We start from the raw sequence: 20,525 nt of genomic DNA, 5'->3' as shown, positions 1-20,525 counted from the left end.
CAACGCTATTCCCTCTTGTATTGACCTGACCACAACTTGCGGCACGGCTAGCATTCAGCTAAACCGTCAACTGGGCTCTCTGCCGACCTTCTCGGTACGTTGCCCGAATCGTCGTTCCGGTGCTAGCGTACCGTTTCATCCCCAGCCGTAAGCAGCCACCAATAGCCTTCACTCGGCTACATCACCGCGCCGATCTGCCAGGGCACGAATTCCACGCCGCCAAACCCAAGTTCTTCGCTTTTGGTTTTCTCGCCGGATGCAACACGGATCAGGATCTCAAGCAGCTCTTGGCCCTTCTCCTCGATGCTGACACCTTCGCTCACGATATCCCCGCAGTTCAGATCCATATCGTCGGACATGCGCGCGTACATCTCGGAATTGGTTGCCAGCTTGACGCAAGGCGTGGGCTGATAGCCCGAAACGGATCCGCGCCCGGTTGTGAAGACAACCAGATTGGCCCCCGAAGCCACCTGCCCGGTGACCGAGCAGGGATCAAATCCTGGGCTGTCCATGAATACAAAGCCATTCTTGTCGACCATTTCGGCAAACTTGTAGACACCACGCAACGGTGCAGTACCGCCCTTTGCAACAGCACCAAGGGATTTTTCAAGGATGGTCGTCAACCCGCCGCGCTTGTTTCCGGGGCTGGGATTGTTGTCCATCTCGCCCCCGTTGCGTGCGGTGTAATCTTCCCACCACGCGATGCGTTCGATCAGCTTCTCACCCACTTCGACGGTTTCGGCCCGCCGGGTCAGCAGATGCTCGGCTCCGTAGATTTCAGGCGTTTCCGACAGGATCGTGGTGCCACCCTGTTGAACCAACAGGTCCGAGGCATATCCGAGTGCGGGGTTTGCGGTGATCCCCGAATACCCGTCTGAGCCGCCGCATTGCATTCCAACGGTAATGGCGCTGAGCGGTGCCGGAGCGCGTTCGGCCTGATTGGCCAGCTCGGCAATGCCACGCAACTCGTCCAGACCGCGCTCAATCGTACGTCGCGTCCCGCCTTCGTTCTGGATGGTCATGTAACGAAGCGCGCCATCATGGCGGATTGGGCGACCTCCTACCAAATCCGCCACTTGCATCACTTCGCAGCCCAACCCGATCAGCAGAATTCCCCCGAAGTTCGGATGCTGCGCATAACCTGCGAGGGTGCGGAACAGCGTGTCGTATTCTTCACCCTTGGCCGACAACCCGCATCCTGTGCCATGCACAATGGGAACCACTCCATCCACATTCGGGAAAGCGTCCAGCAAACCGGATTTCTCAGCCGCTTCTGCGATGAACCGCGCGACCGAGCCGGAGCAGTTCACCGTCGTCAGAATGCCGATATAGTTCCGCGTCCCAACCCGGCCATCTAACCTGTGATAGCCGTTGAAGGTTCGGTTTTCTGCGCGCGCAGGCAAAGGTGTGTTTGCGCTGGCATGGGCATAGTCCTGTTGGTGTGCGCCCATGCCCAGATTGTGAACATGCACATGCTCGCCCGGGGCGATGTCGCGTTTGGCCTGACCAATGATTTGACCATAACGGATCACGTTTTCACCCGCGCCGATTGCGGTCACCGCGATTTTGTGACCGCGCGAGATCGACAAGGCCAACGGAACAGGCACATTTTCAGGCTCAACGCCCGCAGGAAGATCTCGCAGGGCGATCACTACGTTGTCCTCAGGGTTCAGCGTGATCACGTCATGAGTGGTCGCGGCAGTGTCTGTTTGCATTTTCTTCCCAACTTTTCGCGCATATTTCCGGCTGTTGATTCAATTCTTGCTAACTAACATGTTAGAATGATAAGTGAAAGCGAATGAGTGACCATCACGACATTGACGCAGGTCTATTGCCTGAAATATCCGCGATCCAAGGGTCACTGACCCAGCAGGTCCATCACGTGATGAAACAGGCTATACTGGCATTGGACTTTCCTCCCGGGGTGAGTTTGCGCAAAGCGCCCATTTGCGAGAGGCTTGGTGTTTCACGCGCACCCGTTTCCGAAGCCATTGCTCGTCTTGCAGCAGAAGGCCTGGTCGATGTGGTGCCGCAATCAGGTACGCGGGTTTCCTACTTTTCGATGGACGAAATCCGTGAAGGCGCTTTCTTGCGCGAAGCGCTCGAGCTTGCGACGGTTGCGAAAGTCGCGCGCGACCTGACCGAAGATCAGCGCAGGTTGCTCAACCGGAATTTGCGGTTGCAAGAGGTGTTGATCGAGGATGGTGATAGCGTTGGCTTCTACCAGGCAGACGAAGAGTTCCATGATCTTTTGATGGAGTTTACAGGATACCGCCGTCTTTCTGAGGTGGCTCAAACGGTCTCACTGCAAGTCAGTCGTGCGCGAATGCTGATCCTTCCGACACCTGGACGTGCTGCCGAAACGCTTGTGGAACACCGTGCCATCTTTGATGCAATTTGCCAGCGTGATGAGCGTGCCGCGCAGGATGCCATGCGACACCATCTTGGCCAGCTTTTGCCGCGCATAGAGCTGTTAGAAGACCACAAACCAGAGCTTTTCAAACCAACCACGCGCAGAACACACTCGGCAGAATGAGCTTGCTTTCAACCATGCCACCGCTCAGCAGTATCAGAGTTATCGTTCCCGACTTGCACGTCGAACAGGCTGCATCAACCCAATCGAGTTCTGTGCAATCTGTCCTGCCCGCCAGAAATCATACCTGACAAAGGAGAATACCAATGCTGCATAACATCGATCCGATCCTTTCACCCGATTTGCTGCATACTCTGCGTGCGATGGGGCATGGTGACGAGATTGTCATAGTGGACGCCAATTTTCCCGGCTCAAGCAGCGGGCCAAAATGTATCCGCGCCGATGGGTCCACTGCAAGTGAGGTTTTGGAAGCGGTTCTTTCACTCATGCCGCTAGACACGTTCGTGCCCGACCCGGCCCTTACGATGGAAGTGGTTGGTGAGCCCGAAACGATCCCCGAGGCCGTTGCAGATTTTCAGGCCATCATCAATGAGGCCGCTGACAATCCAGCACAGATTCAGACCCTAGAACGTTTTGCCTTTTATGACCGCGCGGCTCAGGCCTATGCCATTGTTCAAACTGGCGAGCGCAGGTTCTATGGCAATATCATTCTCAAAAAAGGAGTGATCGGTTAACGGCCGGGCCACTATTTGCACACTGCTTCTTCTGTTGGTCATTGGTACTGGACCTGCTCAAAGGAGTTCGCAAGACCAACAGATCTGAACTTGAAATCAGTGGTGTACGCGTTAACCAATTGCAATCTGAAATGCGTCTTGTGTGACGCGTTCGCGTATCAAATACCGCCTTTGCTAAGAAAGAAACGTCATGCTGACCGGAAAACACCTCATCTCAGGCGAATGGATTGGAAGTACCTCACAGTTTTCGTCCGCTCCTGCACATGGTCCCAGCCATGATTTTGCCGTAGGAACCGCAGCGCAAGTCGATGCGGCCGTGCAAGCCGCTGACGAAGCGTTTCTTGTCTTCGGGTGGTCTCGCCGCGCAGAGCGTGCCACCTTATTGCGTCAGATCGCAGATGAGATTGACGCGCGCGGCGAAGTGCTAACCGAAATAGGAACTCAGGAAACCGGTCTGCCCGAGGCAAGGTTGCAAGGCGAACGAGGCCGCACAACCGGCCAATTGCGCCTGTTCGCCGATCATATCGAGCAAGGTGATTATCTGGACGAACGCCACGATCCCGCGTTGCCCGACCGAGCGCCGCTGCCCCGTCCTGACTTGCGCATGATCCAACGCCCGTTGGGGCCGGTTGCCGTTTTTGGTGCGTCAAACTTTCCACTGGCTTTCTCGGTCGCAGGCGGTGACACTGCCGCGGCCTTGGCGGCAGGCTGCCCTGTTGTCGTCAAAGGTCATCCGGCCCATCCCGGTACTGGTGAGATTGTTGCGCAAGCGATTGACGCGGCGCTGAAGGCCACGGGCACACATCCGGGTGTGTTTTCCTTGATCCAAAGTGACGGCATCGAAGTGGGGACTGCGCTTGTGAAACATCCGCTGATCCGCGCCGTGGGGTTCACAGGATCGCTCAAAGCGGGGCGCGCCTTGTTTGACCTTTGCGCCGCAAGGCCGGAACCGATCCCTTTCTTTGGGGAGTTGGGTTCGATCAATCCCATGTTCATCCTACCGCATGCCGCTGCAGCACGCGGCGACGCGATCGCTGAAGGGTGGGCAGGATCGCTGACCATGGGGGCGGGCCAATTCTGTACAAACCCGGGTATTGCACTGATCCTGGACGGCCCTGACGCGGACGCCTTTCAGACCAAAGCGCAGAATGCGCTGTCAAAAGTCGCAAATCAAACGATGCTGACCGACGGTATCGCAAGCTCTTATCGCGCAGGGGTCGAACGCGTCGCCACCACCGCTGGTGTTCAACAGATCATTGGCACGCCTTGCGAGACGCGCGAAGCAGCACCTTATCTGTTCACCGTATCTTGTGATGACTGGCTGGCTGATCCTGAGCTGCAAGAGGAGGTCTTTGGGCCGCTCGGCATCGTTGTTCGGGTCCGGAATTTCGACCAGATGCTGCGGGTCGCAAACACAATCAAAGGCCAACTGACCTGTAGCCTGCATTTCGACGATCAGGATCTGAAACGCGCGCAATCACTGCTGCCCATCCTCGAGCGTAAGGCGGGGCGGCTTTTGGCCAACGGCTTCCCAACCGGGGTCGAGGTCTGTGACAGCATGGTGCATGGTGGCCCCTATCCTGCGTCAACCAATTTTGGGGCGACATCGGTCGGGACGTTGTCCATCCGCAGGTTCCTGCGCCCGGTCTGCTATCAAAACATCCCCACAGACCTGCTGCCCAAGCGATAAGAACGGGCCGCGATCTGGTTCGAGCAGAGCCACCGCGTTTCAGATTTGAACGCGGTCCGGCCCTGACGCGGGCCTGATCTTCGAGCGGCTGATGTAACGTGGAAACACACACATGACCTTTTGGATGTGTGTGTAACGGGGCTTTCGGGCCCGACAAGCTCGGGCGCTATCGCCCGCAAAACGCTCGGTGGATAACCGTGCGTTTCTGAAACATTTCCTGCGGAATGTACCTGTTTCGGGGCTCTTTCTCACGAAACGATCCCGAACCAGAAACAAGTCTGTGATAAGAGTTGCGCAAGTCTGGCAGGACTTCGGTGATGCGAATAACTAGAGACCACTGGTCGCGGTCGTGCCGCTTATAGGAGCACAATTCTCATGTCTCAGGTATCCGATTTCATTCTCACATTGCTGCAGGTCCTGACCTACACGTTCATTTTCGCAGTCGGCGTCGGAGTGTTGTGGGTATTGGTTGCCTATTTCCGCGATAAGACCCAAACCGAAAGCACCTTGCGGCGCAACTATCCGGTTGTGGCGCGGTTTCGGTACTTCTTTGAACATATGGGCGAGTTCTTTCGACAGTATTTCTTTGCACAAGACCGCGAAGAGATGCCGTTCAACCGGGCCGAACGGTCATGGGTCTACCGGGCTGCCAAGAACGTGGATTCGACCGTCGCCTTTGGCTCGACCCGTGATCTGAGACCGACCGGCACTGTCTATTTCGTGAACTGCCCCTTTCCGACGCTGGAACAGGATGCACAACCGCCATCCATGGTCACCGTTGGCCCCTATGCGCGGCAACCTTATACAACGGATTCCATCTTCAATATTTCCGGCATGAGCTTTGGGGCAATCTCGGTACCGGCTGTGCGCGCTTTGTCCGAAGGGGCCAAAAAGGCAGGCATCTGGATCAACACCGGAGAAGGCGGGCTGTCGCCCTATCATTTGGAAAGCGGCGCCGACATAGTGTTCCAGATCGGAACCGGAAAATTCGGCGTACGCAAACCCGAAGGCGGATTTGACGAAGACCGACTGCGGGTTGTAGCGGCCCATGACGCGGTCAAGATGTTCGAGATCAAGCTGAGCCAGGGCGCCAAACCCGGCAAAGGCGGAATCTTGCCCGGCGCGAAGGTCACACAAGAAATCGCCGAAATTCGCGGCCTGAAAGTGGGTGAAGATGCCATCAGCCCGAACCGGCATCCCGAGATCGACAGTGATGGTGATCTGCTGGACATGATTGCCTATGTGCGGGACGTGACGGGCAAGCCGGTGGGCTTCAAAGCCGTGATCGGCGCATATGGGTTCTTTGATACACTCTGCGCTGAAATTCTGGCCCGAGGCCCCGAAAGCGCACCGGATTTCGTCACCATAGACAGCGCGGATGGCGGTACGGGTGCTGCCCCGATGAGCTTGATTGACAACATGGGGATGCCGCTGCGGGAGAGCCTGCCCTTGGTGGTGGATGTTTTGAAAAAGCACGGTTTGCGTGACCGCATCAAGGTTTGTGCCAGCGGCAAGATGATCAACCCCTCCGAGGTGGCCTGGGCCTTTTGTGCCGGTGCAGATTTCGTGAACTCAGCCCGAGGGTTCATGTTTGCACTTGGCTGCATTCAAGCCCTTCAATGCAACAAAAACACTTGTCCCACTGGCATCACCACTCATGATCCCAAACTGCAATTCGGTCTGGATCCCACCAGTAAATCCGAGCGTGTTGCCTCTTATGCCAACAACATGAAGAAAGAGGTCGGTATCATCGCCCATAGCTGCGGAGTTTCGGAACCACGGCAATTGAAACGCTTTCACGCGCGCATCGTGCTGGATAACGGGCGGTCCGTGTCGATGGACGAACTTTATCCAGAGCCCGAGATCATGCACGCCGCTGAGTGAACCACATCAGAAATACCCCCACGATCAAACCTCGAGAAACCGGAGGCCCAAATGGCTGACACGCAGACTTTGACCCCCACAAAAGCGTCGGACCTTTTGGTTGCCGCGCTTGAAGCTGAAGGTGTGGAACATATCTTTGCCGTACCGGGTGAAGAAAACCTGGACGTGCTGGAATCTTTGCGGACGTCTTCGATTGAACTGGTGCTGACCCGGCATGAACAAGGCGCGGCCTTTATGGCCGCCACCTATGGGCGTTTGACTGGCAAGGCGGGCGTATGCATGGCGACGCTTGGCCCGGGTGCCACCAATTTCGCCACTCCAGCGGCCTATGCACATCTTGGCGGTATGCCACTGATCATGATCACCGGGCAAAAACCCATCAAGAAATCCAAGCAGGGCCAGTTTCAGATCGTAGACGTGGTTGGCCTGTTTGATCCGATCTGCAAAATGTCCAAACAGATCGTGCATGGCAACACGATCCCGTCGCTGATCCGCGAAGCCTTCCGCATTGCCGAAGAGGAACGCCCCGGTGCGGTTCTGCTGGAACTGCCCGAAGACATCGCAGCCGAAGAAACCGACGCAACCGTTCTGCAACCGCACCCCCGTCATTATGCGGTGGCCTCGGATGAGGTGTTGAACCAAGCCGCCGAGATGATCCGCGCGGCAAAGATGCCCCTGCTGCTGCTAGGGGCCGGTGCCAATCGCAAAGACGCGCGCTCGGCGCTCAGCGCCTTTGCCGATGCCACGCAGATCCCGTTCTTTAACACCCAGATGGGCAAAGGCGTGATCGACGAACGCTCGGACCTGTTTCTGGGGACGGCGGCGCTGTCGGATGGCGACTATCTGCATTGCGCCATCGACCGGGCGGACCTGATCATCAATGTGGGCCATGACGTGGTGGAAAAACCACCCTTCTTCATGGAAGAAGACGGCCGCCAAAAAGTGATCCATGTGAACTATAAGGCAGCGCAGGTCGATCAGGTCTATTTCCCGCAGCTTGAGGTCGTCGGCGATCTGGCGAAATCGATCACACGGCTGAATACGATTATTGGTGGCAAGGTCGAATTTGACCGCGACTATTTTGAACGCATCAAGCAAGAGACAGAAACGCACACGTCCGAAGGTTCTGACGACCCACGCTTTCCGATCATCCCGCAACGGCTGGTGGCCGATACGCGCAAGGTTATGGACGATTGCGATATCATCGCGCTGGACAACGGCATCTACAAGATCTGGTACGCCCGGAATTACAAAGCCTATCAGCCCAACACCGTGTTGCTGGACAACGCATTGGCCACGATGGGGGCGGGCCTGCCCTCTGCCATGATGGCGGCCAAGCTGCATCCCAAGCGCCGGGTCATGGCCATCTGCGGAGATGGTGGCTTCATGATGAACAGCCAAGAGATTGAGACAGCTGTGCGGCTGGGTCTGAACCTTGTGGTTACCGTTCTGAATGACAGCTCTTACGGGATGATCCGCTGGAAGCAGTCGCATGCAGGCTTTGATGATTGGGGGCTGGAGTTCAACAACCCCGATTTTGTCCAATACGCCAACAGCTATGGTGCCACGGGTCACCGCGTCACTAGAACCGAAGATCTTGTGCCCACATTCGAGGCCGCGTTCAACGCGGGCGGGGTGCATCTGATCGACGTGCCGGTGGATTACAGCGAAAACCAACGTGTTCTGATCGAGGAGCTTGCGGCAAAGGCTTGCCTGATATGAGCCAGACCATCGATGTCGTAAATCCCTTCAGCCAGGACCCGATTGGAACGGTTGAGACAAGCACATGGCCGCAGATCGATCAGATGCTGGGCACGGCGCACGGCCTGTTTCGCAATCGCGACGAATGGCTGCCTGCCCATAAGCGCATTGCCATCCTGCGGAAAACCGCGCGCCTGATGGAGGCCCGCTTTGATGAGCTGGCCCAGTTGATCGCGAGCGAAGGCGGCAAACCACTGGTCGATGCGCGGGTTGAGGTTGCACGGGCCATTGATGGGGTCGAACTTTGCATGCATGAGATCGGCCAGATGTCGGGCAAAGAGATCCCCATGGATCTGACCGAGGCCGGGGCCGGACGCATCGCTTTTACCCAACGCGAACCCATCGGCGTCGTGGTTGCAGCCAGCGCGTTCAACCACCCGCTGAACCTGATTGTGCATCAGGTGGCACCCGCCGTGGCAACGGGCTGTCCTGTGGTGGTTAAACCGGCCCTGGACACGCCGCTGTCGTGTCTGGAATTCGTGGCCATGCTGCACGAGGCTGGGCTGCCAAAGGATTGGTGCCGCGCCGTGGTCTGCGACAATGAAACCGCGGAAAAGATGATCACCGATGCGCGGGTTGGGTTTTTCTCGTTCATCGGCTCTGCGCGGGTGGGCTGGATGTTGCGATCAAAATTGGCCCCAGGCACGCGCTGCGCTTTGGAACACGGCGGTGCCGCACCGGTGATTGTGGCCGAAGACGCCGATATCGACGCGATGATCCCGGCGCTTTCAAAGGGCGGATTTTACCATTCGGGTCAGGTCTGCGTCTCGGTCCAGCGGGTCTTTGCGCAGGCAGGCCAGGCCAAAGTGATTGCCCAAAAGCTGGCCACGGCGGCGGACAGCCTCACCGTTGGCGACGCGACCGACCCCAACACCGATTGTGGCCCACTGATCCGACCGGCCGAGGTCGACCGCGTCGAGGATTGGGTGCAAGAGGCGCTTGATGGCGGTGCCAGGCTGATAACCGGTGGCAAACGGCTGGGCAAAACCACCTATGCGCCAACCGTTCTGCTGGATCCGCCTGCTGATGCACGGGTTTCACAGATGGAGGTCTTTGGCCCTGTGATCTGTGTCTACAGCTGTGACAGTATGGATCAAGCCATTGCCACCGCCAACAGCCTGCCGGTCGCCTTTCAGGCTGCGGTGTTCACCAAATCGCTCGACACCGCAATGCAGGCGGTTCAGCGGCTGGACGCCACAGCGGTTATGGTCAACGACCACACGGCCTTTCGCGTCGACTGGATGCCCTTCGCCGGACGCCGGCAATCGGGCTATAACACCGGTGGGATCGGCTATACGATGCATGACATGACCCAGGACAAGATGGCCGTCATCAAGCTGTAACTGCCAAAAGCCATGTGCTAGATTTCAAACAGCCTGACTGCCCGCAGTCGGGCCATTCCACTATGCAAACTCTTTTCAGACAGTAGAAGCTCGTGCATTGGCGAGGGGAAATGAAACGCGTCATGATCGTTGGACAACCGGGCGCTGGCAAATCAACGCTTGCGCGCGCCCTTGGGGAACGGACCGGATTGCCCGTTGTCCATATCGACCTGATACATTGGAAACCGGGCTGGGTTGAGCGGGACAGGGACGAAAAGACCAGGCTTTGCAACGAAGTCCACGCGCGCGAGGAATGGATATTCGAAGGCGGGCATTCGACCACATGGCCACAAAGGCTGGAACGGTGTGACACTTTGATCTGGCTGGATTTTCCGCTGCTGGTGCGGACCTGGCGCGTATTCAAACGAACGGCAAAGGATTACGGGCGCAGCCGAATAGACCTGCCCGAAAACTGCCCTGAACAATTCGACCCAGAATTCTATCGCTTTATCTGGCGAACCCGAAAAAGGGCGCGGCAAAACATCCTGAACCTGTTCGAACACGCTCCCTCAACAAAGAGAAAGGTAAAGCTTTCAAGCACATCAGAAATTGCAGAGTTTCTGGATGAATTCCGATGACGCGGCTCCGTACGACCCTGTCAGCCAGCTTAGTTGGTCAGGCTCAGCATAATCTCGATATCCCGGCGTCTCAGATCCTTCAGCAAGTCTTTCTCGGCCGCCAACAGACCCGTCCCGGCCTGAATATGCTGCTCCAACAGCAACGCGATCTGGCTGGTGGAGTGATAATAGAGATCCCCATGGCTGCGGCTCAACTCGACCACCATCCGGTCCAACAGTTGTTTCTGGCGTTCTGACACCAGATCTTTGCGCTTGTCCTCAAGCATGGGCCCGCCCTTTTCCTTGTCTCTGGCCTTACAGATAGCGCTGGCCGCGCGCGGGCACAGGGCTAGATCATGCAGACGCAACACAGGGCGACATTCAGCGCATGCAAGTGGTCTGGTTCAAACGGGATTTACGCGTTCAGGACAATGCGGCTTTGGCACAGGCCGCGCGCCAGGGCCCGGTTCTGCCGCTTTACGTGGTCGAGCCCGCGCTGTGGCAGCAACCGGATATGTCAGCTCGGCATTGGGCGTTCATCGCCGAGACATTGGCAGAGTTGAGAGCGGAACTGGGTCGCCTTGGGCAACCCTTGATCATTCGATTTGGCGACGTGGTGCAGGTATTGGCCGAGTTGTACGAGGCAAAGAAGCTCTCAGCCCTTTGGTCCCATGAAGAAACCGGCAACGACTGGACATTTCAGCGCGACAGGTCCGTGTCGGACTGGTGCCGCGCGAATGGTGTGCCCTGGCATGAGTTGCAAAACCATGGGGTGATCCGACGCCTGGCAAAGCGGGAGGGTTGGGCCACCCGTTGGGACAGGTTCATGGCGCAGCCGCAGGCCTTGGCCCCTTCGTTATCTGCGCTTGATTTGGGTCTTGATCGGATACCCACCCCGGGTGATCTGGGGCTTGGCCCCGACCCGTGCCCTGAACGGCAACCCGGAGGGCGACGCGCAGGGCTTGCGCTGTTGCAATCGTTCCTTGAGCAGCGCGGCAAGACGTATCAGCGCGCGATGTCATCTCCGCTGGACGGTGCGCAGGCCTGTTCGCGCCTGTCACCCTATCTGGCCTGGGGCGCGTTATCGATGCGCGAGGTGTCGCAGGCCACCGACCACCGGCGGCGCGGCTTGCTGCCGGGTGAAACAGCTTGGCGTAAATCGCTGCGGTCCTTCTCGGTGCGTCTGCACTGGCATTGCCATTTCATCCAAAAGCTGGAAGACGACCCGCGCATAGAATTTAAAAACCTGCACCCGGCCTATGACGGTCTGCGCCCGATCGAGCCGCACTCTGACCGGTTGCACGCCTGGGCCAACGGGCAGACGGGCTATCCGTTCCTTGATGCCTGTATGCGGTCGCTGCGGGCCACGGGATGGCTGAATTTCAGAATGCGCGCGATGGTCACGGCGACGGCCAGCTATCACCTCTGGCTTCACTGGCGCGCGCCGGGGTTGGAACTGGCACGGCTCTTTACCGATTACGAACCGGGCATCCATTGGAACCAGGTTCAGATGCAATCGGGTACAACCGGGATCAACGCGGTGCGGATCTATAACCCGGTCAAACAGGGCAAAGACCAAGACCCCACCGGTGCGTTCACACGTCACTGGCTGCCGGAACTGAAAGACATCGCCGATCCATACCTGCAAGAACCGTGGCTGGCCCCCAACGGGGACGCTGTGCTCGGCAAGACCTATCCCGAACGCATCTTTGATCACGTATCGGCTGCAAAACAGGCGCGCGACCGGATCTGGGCTATTCGGCGAGATCCCGATTTCCGATCTGGCGCGGCGCGGATTCTGGCCAAACATGGCAGTCGTAAAAAGAGGCGCAGCAAGCGGACGGCGCCAGATCATCCTGCCCAGCTTAGCCTGCCATTGGGGGATTGAGCCGTGCGGATGCGCAAGAAATCCGATCTGCCAGTAAAGACCTGCGCCCGCTGCGGTCGCCCGTTCAACTGGCGCAAGAAATGGGCCCGGGTCTGGGATCAGGTGCTCTATTGCTCGGACCGGTGCCGAAGGGCACGGTGATCAGGTGCGCGCCTTTTCAAATGCGGCCCAGGCGGTCTCGAACGCGGCAAAGTCAAAGCCCGGCTGGCTGGCCGGGTCCAGGACCAGACGTTCAGTTTGCAGCAGTTTTTCGATCGCAGCCTGCAACTGATCGATCACCTCGGCAGGAACGACCAGGGCGCCGTGGCGGTCGGCGTGGATCAGATCACCGGGATGTACTGCCATGCTAAAGACCTCTACGGGCGTATCGACCTCGCGCACATGCACAAAGCCATGGCTGGGACCGATGGAGCCCGCCACTACGGGAAATCCTTCGGGCATATCGCCCAAATCGCGCATCACGCCATTGGTCAAAGCCCCCGCCATACTAAAACCCTTGTGGATCGTTGTGTTGATTTCACCCCAATAGGCGCCGATGCAATCGGGATAATCCACATCTTCGATCACAGCCACCGAAGGCCCGGGCGCTTCGGCCATGTATTTGTAATAGGCCATGCGCCGCGCCTTGATGACATCCGGCGCTTCGCTGGGCGGTTGAAGCGCCGCTATCTTGGCGGTGCGGGCATAGCCGACAATCGCGGGCTCATCAGGGGCAGAGCACAGCATTGTGCCACGGGTAAAATTGCTGAACCCGCGCTTGCCCTGCGCCACTTCGATGGCGTTGCAAACGGTGGGCGTATCTACCTTGCGGAGCAGGGTCAAAAGGGACGGTGTCATTGATCCTCCAGCCAGCGGATCAGGGCCGCTGTTGTATCTTGGGGTTGTTCCAAAATGGGCAGGTGCCCAGCACCTTCGATGATCTCAAACCGGCTCTGCGGCAGCAGATCATGCATCAATTGGTGACGTTCAATCGGGCAAAGCCCATCTTCGCGCCCGCACAGCACCAAAGCCTTGCCGGTATAGGCGCGTAGTGTTTCCCTCTGGTCCGGGCGATCCATCAGGGCCTGCGACTGGCGCAGAAAGACCTCGGGCCCCAGATCCGTGGCCATGGCCATGCACAGATCCAGTATGGCGCCCTGATTGGGACCGTCAGCCAGATAGTTCGGCTTCATCTCATCACGCATCACCTGCCGCAATTTACCCGCTTTCACTGCCGTGATTTGCGGGATGCGCCGGGCTTTGACATTGGGCATTTCAGCCAGCGGATTGGTGTCCAGCAAGGCCAGCCGTTCAACCCGCTCGCGCGCTTGGCGCACGATCTCCATCCCGACGATACCGCCCATGGACAGCCCCGCCAGCGCGAACTGAGGCGGCGCATTGGCCAGAATATCCGCCGCCATATCCGCGACACTGTCGTGATCGCAAAGCGGAAAGCTCATAACCGGCATCCGGCCTGACAAAGCGTTGATCTGAGGCGTAAACAGCCGGGCATCGCACATCATGCCCGGCAACAGGATCAAGGGGGTCATGCAGCGGCCAGCTTTGCCCCTTCGGCCAGCGCGCCCAGCTTGGCATATGCGATCTGGGGGTCCACCGCGCCAAACCCGGCAAAAGTTCCAAAGCCGCAGTCGCTGCCCGCAACCACACGCTCCGAGCCAACAATATCCACAAACCGCTCGATCCGCTGCGCAACCAGTTCGGGGTGCTCAACGAAATTCGTGGTCGTGTCGACCACACCGGGCACCAGAACCTTGTCGTCGGGGATCTCGCCCTTGCGGTCGCGGAAAACTGTCCATTCATGGGCGTGACGCGGGTTCGAAGTTTCGAACAGGACATACTGGGACTTGGTATTCATCAACGTCGTGAACACCTTGTCCATGCCGATATCGCAACAATGCGGCCCTTCATAGTTGCCCCAACAGATGTGAACCCGCACCTTGTCTTGCGGCACGTTTTGCAGCGCGTGGTTCAGCGCCTCGACATGCATATCGGCGATCTTGACGAATTCGGCATCGCTGAGATCGGTAAACAGCATATGCCGCGACAGGGCCAAATCGGGGCAGTCCAGTTGCAGATCCAACCCAGCCGCCACGATGGTTTCGTATTCCTCTTTCATCGCATCGGCCAAAGCACCCAAATAGGCCTCACGCGTGGGATAGAAATCGTTTTGCAAAAACAGCGATATAACACCCGGAGAGGCCGCGTTCATGAACCCTTTTTCGGCGCCATGCTCCGCCATCGCCGCCTTGAGATTGGCGATATCTTTCTCTAACTCGCCTTGTCCTTTTGACCGCACTTCGCCGGTGCACATCGGTCGGGCATATTGCGGCGTTCCCCCATCCTTGGCCAGCCGTTCCAGAAAGCCTGGAAACATCTTCAGATCAGCAGGCGCATTGCGCGGGCTGTCGCCGGAAAACCCGGTGTAGCGATCTTTGACATAGGTGGCGTAAGAGATCTTGGAGGTCTCGCCATCGCTGACGATATCAACCCCGGCCTCGACCTGTTTGCGCACGGTTTCAGACACCGCGCTTGTCATGCAAGCGTCAAACGCATCCATGTCATAAGGTTTTTCGTTTTCACGGGCGAAGATGAAATCCACCACCTCTTGCGTGCGCGGCAAAGAGCCGACATGCGTTGTTGTGACCCCCATTTGGTCCTCCCTAGTCTTTACGTGCCATCAGCACGGTATGGCTTTGTGTTTCAGGGTCTTGCGCCATAAACCCGGTCAACCGCAGCCCATTTTCTTCCAAACATTTCGCGTATCCGGCAGGCGAAAGCGACGCGTGATAGACCAACTCTCCACCCACTGTTCCAGTGACCTCACCGGCCCCATGCCCAACTGTCAGCATCAGAGCACCACCCGGTTTCAGATGACGTGCCATCCGGGCAATACAGTCGGTTTGCTCATCTGCGGTCAGGTGGAAAAAGCTGTTCCACCCGATGATGCCGTCAAACTGTTGGTCCAGATCAAGGCTTCGCATATCAGCCTGCCGCCAATCGCCATCGGGCCAGCGATCACGCGCGATGGACAGCATCGCCGCAGAGAAATCGACCCCGGTGACAGTGAACCCTTCGGCCATGAACCAGCGCGCGATGGGATCGCCCGCGCCGCAGCCCAGATCCAGGACATGATCGCCCGGTTTCAGGCTGGCGGTAAAGCGCGCCAGCCAGCGCGCCTCGAACAAGGCTTTTGAGCGGCCTTTGTCATATTCGACAGCTTGCCGCTCATAGATCGCATGGGTGTCTTTTGGGTCTGCGCTCATCCTGTCCAGGTTGCTCCTGCCGGGTCGTCTGTTGCGGTGATGCGATAGAGCCCCGCCTGCCCGGTCATCGAGGGTTGCACGGAATAGGCCTCGCCCGGCAGTACCAGAACGGTGTCACCGCTGGATACGGTTGTCTCAAACCCATCAACCGAGACGCGCCAATGGCCGCTGGCAGGCATCAGGACGACCGGTTTTTCCGCACTTACAGGTTCGGTCACGCTGGAGCCGCGGCCCAGAAAATCGACCTCGAACCCGGGTTTGTCCTTGATCAGCGCGTTCTCACCGATCACCGGCGCGGGTCTATTGGCCGAAAGCGCCATAAGGTCCCAATACCGGGCCACATATTTGCCAACCACATCTTCAACAGGAACCTCGGGGTAATCCTTCATCTGCTCTTCGGTCAGGACAGGCATCGGGCGCACGTTATGCGGCAGCTCCTGCCCTTTCTTGCTGTCATAGAGCACACCATTGTCGCCCAGCATCAAACCGTGGGCCTGCGCATCCTCGATCACCTGCGGTGCCCAAGTCACCCCACCCCCGGCGTCATCACCACCCAGGATCGACATGATCATCCCGTAATCCTGTCCGACGTTTTCGAACCCTCGGAAAATACCAGTGGGAATGTTGAAAATGTCGCCTTCCTCGGCGATGAACTCGCCAGCGGTGCCATAGCGGCCCCAGAAAAAGCGCCAGCGGCCTTTGGCAACAAAGAATACCTCAGCCGTGGTGTGGCTGTGCAATGAGTTTCGGCATTTTGGCGGCTGACCCGCTGCGCCGATGTTAAAGCCCACCTTATCGGTGATGTGGACATGCTGATCGGGGCTTTCCGACACGCCGCCACCGATAATGGTAAAGTTTTCCTTTTGATCCGACCCGGGCGTGTGGGCATCGATAAAGGCTGTTTTACAGGGCCGCAGTTCGCCATAGCGGACGATACGTTGTTCAATAGTGCTCATCTTTTTCTCCGTTCATTGGTGTGGTGCATGGGGTCAAGTCCCAGCACCCGGAGGGCGATTGTTCAGCCGTTTAGCCCGCAAAGACGCCCGGTGGCCATGCAGCCGCCGGGTTCCTTCACTGGCGTCGAGAAATCTTTGCATCCCTAGCCTCAGAGGTTTCCGGTGGCCAGCAGGACCTGTTTCCAGACCGAAGTTTCATCAAACAGGGTCCATTCCCGGCGCAGTTTGATATCGCCGCCGATCAGCTCGCCCCATTCGGCGTGGCTGATGCCCAGAACATAGAGCTCGGCCCCTGTCGGCGCGCCAAAGGCACCCCAGCCGTCATGGGTGCCGTGAAGGCTCCAACGCAGAGCGGACCGTGGCGGCATGTTCGGATCATCGCGACCGATTTGGTGATCGATGGTGAATTTGGCATTGGGCATCGCAGCACGCAACGACATCCAGAACCGGTCTGCCGCGTCCCAGCCATGGCCGGTAACACCGCCCGGATATTCCGTTTGCACCGCACGGTCATAGTGCCGCTCGACCGCGCCAAGATCAGCATTCATCATGCTTGTCAGCAGATCGGCATGGCGCTGGCCCCATTCATTGTCATTGCCGCGCCCTTTATAGGGTCCATCGACATCGTTCGCAGGTGACAAAGGTTTGACACAAGCCTCGGGCCCGCCTTCGCGTGCAATCAGATCAGCGGCATAGTCTTTTGGGTCCCACCCCATCTGACGCACAATGGCGCCCTGATCGCGGATCAGCCATTCATCGTTGATCTTATTGTCGATCGCATGGCAATCGGCCAGAATCCGATAGCGCAGCTTGGTCCCGGTTGGCTTGCCATAGACGCCTTCGGCCAAATGGGTCGCGGTGGACAGGATACGGTGCGAACTCAGCATCCCGTCTTCCGGGGTCCCCGACCAGATCACATCCTCGCCCAGCAGTTGACGATCCGGGAATTCGGCCAGCGTCGCCATGGTTGCACCGATGACGTTCTGGTTGCCCAGAACAACCGATCCGGGCGAGCGCACGACGATATCGGCGCCGTAATAGTCATGCAGCGTTGCGATGCCGCGATCTTCCCAGATCTCTTTGGTGATGCCGATGATGTAATCCGGGAAATCACGGAACTTCGGATCAAAGCCTTTCATGTTTCCGTCCTTTGCGGGGCCCAGCCCTTTGGCAACCGTGCCGAGGTACGCACGACCAGCGGGCCGTCAATCGCCACTTTGCGCGGTTTGGTTTCTTTTGGGTTCTCAATGTGGTCCAGCAGGGCCGAGACGGTTTCGGACACCATCAAGTTGGCCCGCTGGCGAATTGTTGTCAGGTTATATGCCGGCCAGCCCGCCGGGGGAACATCATCATAACCGATGACCGAGACATCTTCGGGTATCCGCAGGCCCAGTTCGAACCGGATCACATCCATCACCGCCAGCGCCATGTGGTCATTGGCGACAAACACCGCGTCCGGCCTGGCTAGTGGATCCAGATCAAACATCGCCCGCGCTGCCGCCTTGGCGTTTTCGGTGTGAAACATCCCGTCTTGCTGGGCAAACACGCTCTGCCCGGCCTCTGCCAAAGCGGCGCGAAACCCCGCCTCGCGGTCGCGCTGGGTCGAGGCGCCTTGCCAGCCCGAGATATAGCCGATCCGCTCATGCCCACCTGCCAGCAAGAACTCGGCCACTTTGCGCCCCCCGGCATAGTTGTCCGACGTAACGGTGGTGATCCCGTCGATATCCTGGCTGCGGTTGAACAGCACAACCGGCACGCCTGCCTGCTGGCAACGCATGGCGATATCCGATGACATCGGGACCGAGGCCAGAACGACCCCATCCACTTGATAATCCAGAATTTCTTCCATCACATCGTCGATATTCCCAGCCGAACGCGAGGCCATGAAGATCAACACATGATAACCGTGTTCCTGCAAACCGTTGGACAGTTTCTCAAGCGCTTCTGGGTAGAAGTAATTGTCCAGATAACCGACCACCAGACCGATGATCCGGCTTTTGCCGGACACCATGGCACGGGCCAGAACATTGGGGCGATAGCCCAGCTGACGGGCCGCCTCGCGCACTTTCTCTTCGGTCTTTTTGCTGACGGATGCACCGGGCGTAAACACACGGCTGACGGCGGATTGGCTGACGCCCGCCAATTGCGCAACCTGCAAGGATGTCACTTTCTCAGCCATCAGTCCGCCGTCCATCCCCCATCGATCAGCATCGACGTACCGGTCACCAGCGCCGAGGCGTCCGAGGCCAGATAGCGCACCGCGCCCATGATGTCCTCGACCTCGCCCACCCGATCCAGCTTGATCTTCTCCATGATCCAGGCCGCGCGCTCGGGGTTATCGAAGGTGGCTTGCGTCAGCGGTGTGCGGATGAAGGTCGGGCAGACCGTGTTGATCCGAATGCCCTGCTTGCCCCATTCGATGGCCATCGCCTTCACCATCCCCTCAAGCCCATGTTTGGTGGCGCAATAAAGCGCCCGGTCCACGCCGCCCACATGACCCATCTGGCTTGAGATATGAATGATCGACCCGCGCTTGCCTGCAGCCATCAATGCCTTGGCCGCATAGGCCGACAGGAAATAGGCCGAGCGCAGGTTCACATTTGTTACGGCGTCGAAATCATCAGCCGTGGTCTCAACCGCCGGGCTGTGGCGCGCCAACCCGGCAGAATTCACCACGATGTCGAAAACACGGTCTGCAAACACCGCTTCTAGCGCCTTCAGATCGGCTTGATCCAAAGCCAAAGCCTCAGCCGACCAGCCTTGGGCCTGTATCGCGGCCACCGTGTCCTGCAATCGATCCAGCCCGCGCGCGGCGCAGACCACATGGGCACCGGCCTCGGCCAAGGCCACGGCACATCCCTGCCCGATGCCCGAAGAGGCCCCGGTCACCAGAGCCGACTTGCCGGTCAGCGCAAACGAAGGGGTACGCGGCAGATCCGTCATCAACTCATCCCGTCCGGAATATCGATACGACCCATGTTGCGCGCCTTGTTGAACTCGCGCAGCCGGGCAAAAACATCCACGCCCAGCTGGCGATAGGCATCCAGCAGATCAACGAGAACCCAGTTTTCGCGGATCCGCCCGTTTTCAAGCCGCCAGAAATCCAAACTGCGCATGGTGATCCGCTTGCCCGAGGGCGCAATCCCCATCCAGCCATCATCAGTCACCGTCTGGATCATGTTGGGCCAGCCTGTGACAGCGGCGTATTCGCCATCCCCAAAGAAGTGATAGGTGATGTCATCCACGTATTGCCCGCGATCCGGCATTCCGTTCAGAAATGGGATCTGATGCCAGTTGCGAAAGCCTGCATAGCCCCGCCCCGTGCCGATCCCTGACGGGCCATACCAGTTCATACGCGGATGCCAGAACCGCTCCATCTCCATCACTTCCGGCCCCCCTTCCGAGGGGTGTTTCTTGAGATACTCCAGCATGTCGATGATGTGCTGACAGGTCTCTTTGCCCTTGGCTGCATCATAGGGGCCAGGCACCAACCCGTCCTGCGTGGCCGGGCCCGGAATATGCCATTCGCGGCCAAGGCTGGGGGCCATGGGCCAGGCCCGCGCCTGCATCATCACCTCGGGAATGTCCCAAAGCGCCTGCATTTCGACCACCTTGCCATTTTCAAAGCGATAGAATTCGTGAAACCGCATCGTCACCTGATGACCTGTCGGCGGGATGTCCAGCCACGGGGCCAGGAAGGTTCCGGTATAATAGCCACCGCACCCAACCCAATCGGCGCCAAATTCATCGGGACCAGCCATCACGATATAATCCCGGCGTTCCAGATCAGGCCAGGCTTTCAGCAAATCGCCATAGGCCCGATCATAGAAAGCGTCACTGCCCGCGCTGTCGCCAATGGGATGGCACAAGCGAAATAGCGCGTCCGGAGTGCACAGTTCTGACAAGGCCCGCAGCACGCCCTGTTCCGAAAAGTCATACATCGCGGCCCTGAGCGGCGCGATCAAACCCTTGTGTTCGGTATGCTTGTCCAACTTCATCTTTTCCAAAAATACTCCGTGGGAAGTCGAAGGCTGGG

General features: G+C 58.3%; 20 protein-coding genes. 9 read left to right on the top strand and 11 right to left on the bottom strand.

All coding sequences use genetic code 11. The annotated features are described in order from the left end of the window. Positions 1–176: 176 nt before the first annotated feature. Positions 177–1,715, bottom strand: a complete 1,539-nt coding sequence (locus tag GOV38_RS17535; RefSeq protein ID WP_171208018.1) for a UxaA family hydrolase — start codon at positions 1,713–1,715, stop codon at positions 177–179. A gap of 83 nt (positions 1,716–1,798) precedes the next feature. Here GOV38_RS17535 and GOV38_RS17530 point away from each other — a divergent pair, with 83 nt between their 5' ends. The 7 genes from GOV38_RS17530 (at position 1,799) to GOV38_RS17500 (ending at position 10,403) form a co-directional block, all read left to right on the top strand. Further along, positions 1,799–2,536: a GntR family transcriptional regulator gene (locus GOV38_RS17530; protein WP_171208017.1), complete on the top strand. Its 738-nt coding sequence runs from the start codon at positions 1,799–1,801 to the stop codon at positions 2,534–2,536. 143 nt (positions 2,537–2,679) lie between these two features. Continuing rightward, a complete protein-coding gene (locus GOV38_RS17525; RefSeq protein WP_171208016.1) occupies positions 2,680–3,108 on the top strand; it encodes an RbsD/FucU family protein in 429 nt (142 codons plus the stop codon). 190 nt (positions 3,109–3,298) lie between these two features. Beyond that, positions 3,299–4,798 carry an aldehyde dehydrogenase (NADP(+)) gene (locus tag GOV38_RS17520; RefSeq protein WP_171208015.1) on the top strand — a complete coding sequence of 500 codons (1,500 nt, stop codon included), beginning with the start codon at positions 3,299–3,301 and terminating at the stop codon, positions 4,796–4,798. Positions 4,799–5,173: 375 nt separating this feature from the next. After that, a complete protein-coding gene (locus tag GOV38_RS17515) occupies positions 5,174–6,682 on the top strand; it encodes an FMN-binding glutamate synthase family protein (protein WP_171208014.1) in 1,509 nt (502 codons plus the stop codon). 51 nt (positions 6,683–6,733) lie between these two features. Further along, positions 6,734–8,404, top strand: a complete 1,671-nt coding sequence (locus GOV38_RS17510; RefSeq protein ID WP_171208013.1) for an acetolactate synthase large subunit — start codon at positions 6,734–6,736, stop codon at positions 8,402–8,404. After that, positions 8,401–9,786: an aldehyde dehydrogenase family protein gene (locus GOV38_RS17505; RefSeq protein WP_171208012.1), complete on the top strand. Its 1,386-nt coding sequence runs from the start codon at positions 8,401–8,403 to the stop codon at positions 9,784–9,786. Before GOV38_RS17510 ends, GOV38_RS17505 begins: the two co-directional genes overlap by 4 nt. A 110-nt stretch (positions 9,787–9,896) precedes the next feature. Continuing rightward, positions 9,897–10,403, top strand: coding sequence for an AAA family ATPase (locus GOV38_RS17500; RefSeq protein ID WP_171208011.1), 507 nt, complete (start codon positions 9,897–9,899; stop codon positions 10,401–10,403). 29 nt (positions 10,404–10,432) lie between these two features. Here GOV38_RS17500 and GOV38_RS17495 read toward each other — a convergent pair whose 3' ends face one another. Next, complete coding sequence (locus GOV38_RS17495) at positions 10,433–10,669, bottom strand: hypothetical protein (protein ID WP_171208010.1); 237 nt, start codon at positions 10,667–10,669, stop codon at positions 10,433–10,435. A 101-nt stretch (positions 10,670–10,770) separates the two neighbouring features. Between GOV38_RS17495 and GOV38_RS17490 the strand changes: the two genes are divergently transcribed. After that, the gene (locus tag GOV38_RS17490) at positions 10,771–12,270 is read left to right on the top strand and encodes a deoxyribodipyrimidine photo-lyase (RefSeq protein ID WP_171208009.1); all 1,500 of its coding nucleotides are present in this window, start codon (positions 10,771–10,773) and stop codon (positions 12,268–12,270) included. Between the two features lie 9 nt (positions 12,271–12,279). Further along, positions 12,280–12,411: a DUF2256 domain-containing protein gene (locus tag GOV38_RS17485; RefSeq protein WP_171102005.1), complete on the top strand. Its 132-nt coding sequence runs from the start codon at positions 12,280–12,282 to the stop codon at positions 12,409–12,411. Here GOV38_RS17485 and GOV38_RS17480 read toward each other — a convergent pair whose 3' ends face one another. The 9 genes from GOV38_RS17480 to GOV38_RS17440 all read right to left on the bottom strand — a co-directional run bounded on the left by GOV38_RS17480 (position 12,412) and on the right by GOV38_RS17440 (position 20,487). Beyond that, positions 12,412–13,107: an RraA family protein gene (locus GOV38_RS17480; protein ID WP_171208008.1), complete on the bottom strand. Its 696-nt coding sequence runs from the start codon at positions 13,105–13,107 to the stop codon at positions 12,412–12,414. Then, on the bottom strand, positions 13,104–13,799 hold the full coding sequence (locus GOV38_RS17475; RefSeq protein WP_171208007.1) for an alpha/beta fold hydrolase: 696 nt from the start codon (positions 13,797–13,799) through the stop codon (positions 13,104–13,106). Before GOV38_RS17475 ends, GOV38_RS17480 begins: the two co-directional genes overlap by 4 nt. Beyond that, positions 13,796–14,920 (bottom strand): cobalamin-independent methionine synthase II family protein, encoded by a 1,125-nt coding sequence (locus GOV38_RS17470; RefSeq protein ID WP_171208006.1) that lies wholly within the window; start codon positions 14,918–14,920, stop codon positions 13,796–13,798. The genes GOV38_RS17475 and GOV38_RS17470 overlap by 4 nt, the downstream gene beginning before the upstream one ends. 10 nt (positions 14,921–14,930) lie before the next feature. Further along, positions 14,931–15,533 carry a trans-aconitate 2-methyltransferase gene (locus tag GOV38_RS17465; protein ID WP_171208005.1) on the bottom strand — a complete coding sequence of 201 codons (603 nt, stop codon included), beginning with the start codon at positions 15,531–15,533 and terminating at the stop codon, positions 14,931–14,933. Continuing rightward, positions 15,530–16,489: a cupin gene (locus GOV38_RS17460; protein ID WP_171208004.1), complete on the bottom strand. Its 960-nt coding sequence runs from the start codon at positions 16,487–16,489 to the stop codon at positions 15,530–15,532. The genes GOV38_RS17465 and GOV38_RS17460 overlap by 4 nt, the downstream gene beginning before the upstream one ends. A 149-nt stretch (positions 16,490–16,638) precedes the next feature. Next, on the bottom strand, positions 16,639–17,628 hold the full coding sequence (locus GOV38_RS17455) for a nuclear transport factor 2 family protein (protein WP_171208003.1): 990 nt from the start codon (positions 17,626–17,628) through the stop codon (positions 16,639–16,641). Further along, on the bottom strand, positions 17,625–18,668 hold the full coding sequence (locus GOV38_RS17450; RefSeq protein WP_217352101.1) for a LacI family DNA-binding transcriptional regulator: 1,044 nt from the start codon (positions 18,666–18,668) through the stop codon (positions 17,625–17,627). The genes GOV38_RS17455 and GOV38_RS17450 overlap by 4 nt, the downstream gene beginning before the upstream one ends. Then, a complete protein-coding gene (locus tag GOV38_RS17445; RefSeq protein ID WP_171208002.1) occupies positions 18,668–19,432 on the bottom strand; it encodes an SDR family NAD(P)-dependent oxidoreductase in 765 nt (254 codons plus the stop codon). Before GOV38_RS17445 ends, GOV38_RS17450 begins: the two co-directional genes overlap by 1 nt. Then, the gene (locus tag GOV38_RS17440) at positions 19,432–20,487 is read right to left on the bottom strand and encodes an ester cyclase (protein ID WP_171208360.1); all 1,056 of its coding nucleotides are present in this window, start codon (positions 20,485–20,487) and stop codon (positions 19,432–19,434) included. The genes GOV38_RS17445 and GOV38_RS17440 overlap by 1 nt, the downstream gene beginning before the upstream one ends. Positions 20,488–20,525: the final 38 nt, after the last annotated feature.

The organism is Ruegeria sp. HKCCA5839 (assembly GCF_013035585.1).
Classification (GTDB): domain Bacteria; phylum Pseudomonadota; class Alphaproteobacteria; order Rhodobacterales; family Rhodobacteraceae; genus Ruegeria.
Note: the sequence above shows the minus strand (reverse complement) of the source record. Positions and strands in the feature narration are given on the sequence as shown.

What these genes read in the sequence shown, in the direction of transcription:
- GOV38_RS17450 (WP_217352101.1), bottom strand. Translation starts at nt 18,668, where the DNA reads ATGGCTGAGAAAGTGACATCCTTGCAGGTTGCGCAATTGGCGGGCGTC.
- GOV38_RS17535 (WP_171208018.1), bottom strand. Translation starts at nt 1,715, where the DNA reads ATGCAAACAGACACTGCCGCGACCACTCATGACGTGATCACGCTGAAC.
- GOV38_RS17525 (WP_171208016.1), top strand. Translation starts at nt 2,680, where the DNA reads ATGCTGCATAACATCGATCCGATCCTTTCACCCGATTTGCTGCATACT.
- GOV38_RS17515 (WP_171208014.1), top strand. Translation starts at nt 5,174, where the DNA reads ATGTCTCAGGTATCCGATTTCATTCTCACATTGCTGCAGGTCCTGACC.
- GOV38_RS17505 (WP_171208012.1), top strand. Translation starts at nt 8,401, where the DNA reads ATGAGCCAGACCATCGATGTCGTAAATCCCTTCAGCCAGGACCCGATT.
- GOV38_RS17495 (WP_171208010.1), bottom strand. Translation starts at nt 10,669, where the DNA reads ATGCTTGAGGACAAGCGCAAAGATCTGGTGTCAGAACGCCAGAAACAA.
- GOV38_RS17485 (WP_171102005.1), top strand. Translation starts at nt 12,280, where the DNA reads ATGCGCAAGAAATCCGATCTGCCAGTAAAGACCTGCGCCCGCTGCGGT.
- GOV38_RS17480 (WP_171208008.1), bottom strand. Translation starts at nt 13,107, where the DNA reads ATGACACCGTCCCTTTTGACCCTGCTCCGCAAGGTAGATACGCCCACC.
- GOV38_RS17470 (WP_171208006.1), bottom strand. Translation starts at nt 14,920, where the DNA reads ATGGGGGTCACAACAACGCATGTCGGCTCTTTGCCGCGCACGCAAGAG.
- GOV38_RS17440 (WP_171208360.1), bottom strand. Translation starts at nt 20,487, where the DNA reads ATGAAGTTGGACAAGCATACCGAACACAAGGGTTTGATCGCGCCGCTC.
- GOV38_RS17460 (WP_171208004.1), bottom strand. Translation starts at nt 16,489, where the DNA reads ATGAGCACTATTGAACAACGTATCGTCCGCTATGGCGAACTGCGGCCC.
- GOV38_RS17500 (WP_171208011.1), top strand. Translation starts at nt 9,897, where the DNA reads ATGAAACGCGTCATGATCGTTGGACAACCGGGCGCTGGCAAATCAACG.
- GOV38_RS17465 (WP_171208005.1), bottom strand. Translation starts at nt 15,533, where the DNA reads ATGAGCGCAGACCCAAAAGACACCCATGCGATCTATGAGCGGCAAGCT.
- GOV38_RS17490 (WP_171208009.1), top strand. Translation starts at nt 10,771, where the DNA reads ATGCAAGTGGTCTGGTTCAAACGGGATTTACGCGTTCAGGACAATGCG.
- GOV38_RS17530 (WP_171208017.1), top strand. Translation starts at nt 1,799, where the DNA reads ATGAGTGACCATCACGACATTGACGCAGGTCTATTGCCTGAAATATCC.
- GOV38_RS17445 (WP_171208002.1), bottom strand. Translation starts at nt 19,432, where the DNA reads ATGACGGATCTGCCGCGTACCCCTTCGTTTGCGCTGACCGGCAAGTCG.
- GOV38_RS17520 (WP_171208015.1), top strand. Translation starts at nt 3,299, where the DNA reads ATGCTGACCGGAAAACACCTCATCTCAGGCGAATGGATTGGAAGTACC.
- GOV38_RS17455 (WP_171208003.1), bottom strand. Translation starts at nt 17,628, where the DNA reads ATGAAAGGCTTTGATCCGAAGTTCCGTGATTTCCCGGATTACATCATC.
- GOV38_RS17510 (WP_171208013.1), top strand. Translation starts at nt 6,734, where the DNA reads ATGGCTGACACGCAGACTTTGACCCCCACAAAAGCGTCGGACCTTTTG.
- GOV38_RS17475 (WP_171208007.1), bottom strand. Translation starts at nt 13,799, where the DNA reads ATGACCCCCTTGATCCTGTTGCCGGGCATGATGTGCGATGCCCGGCTG.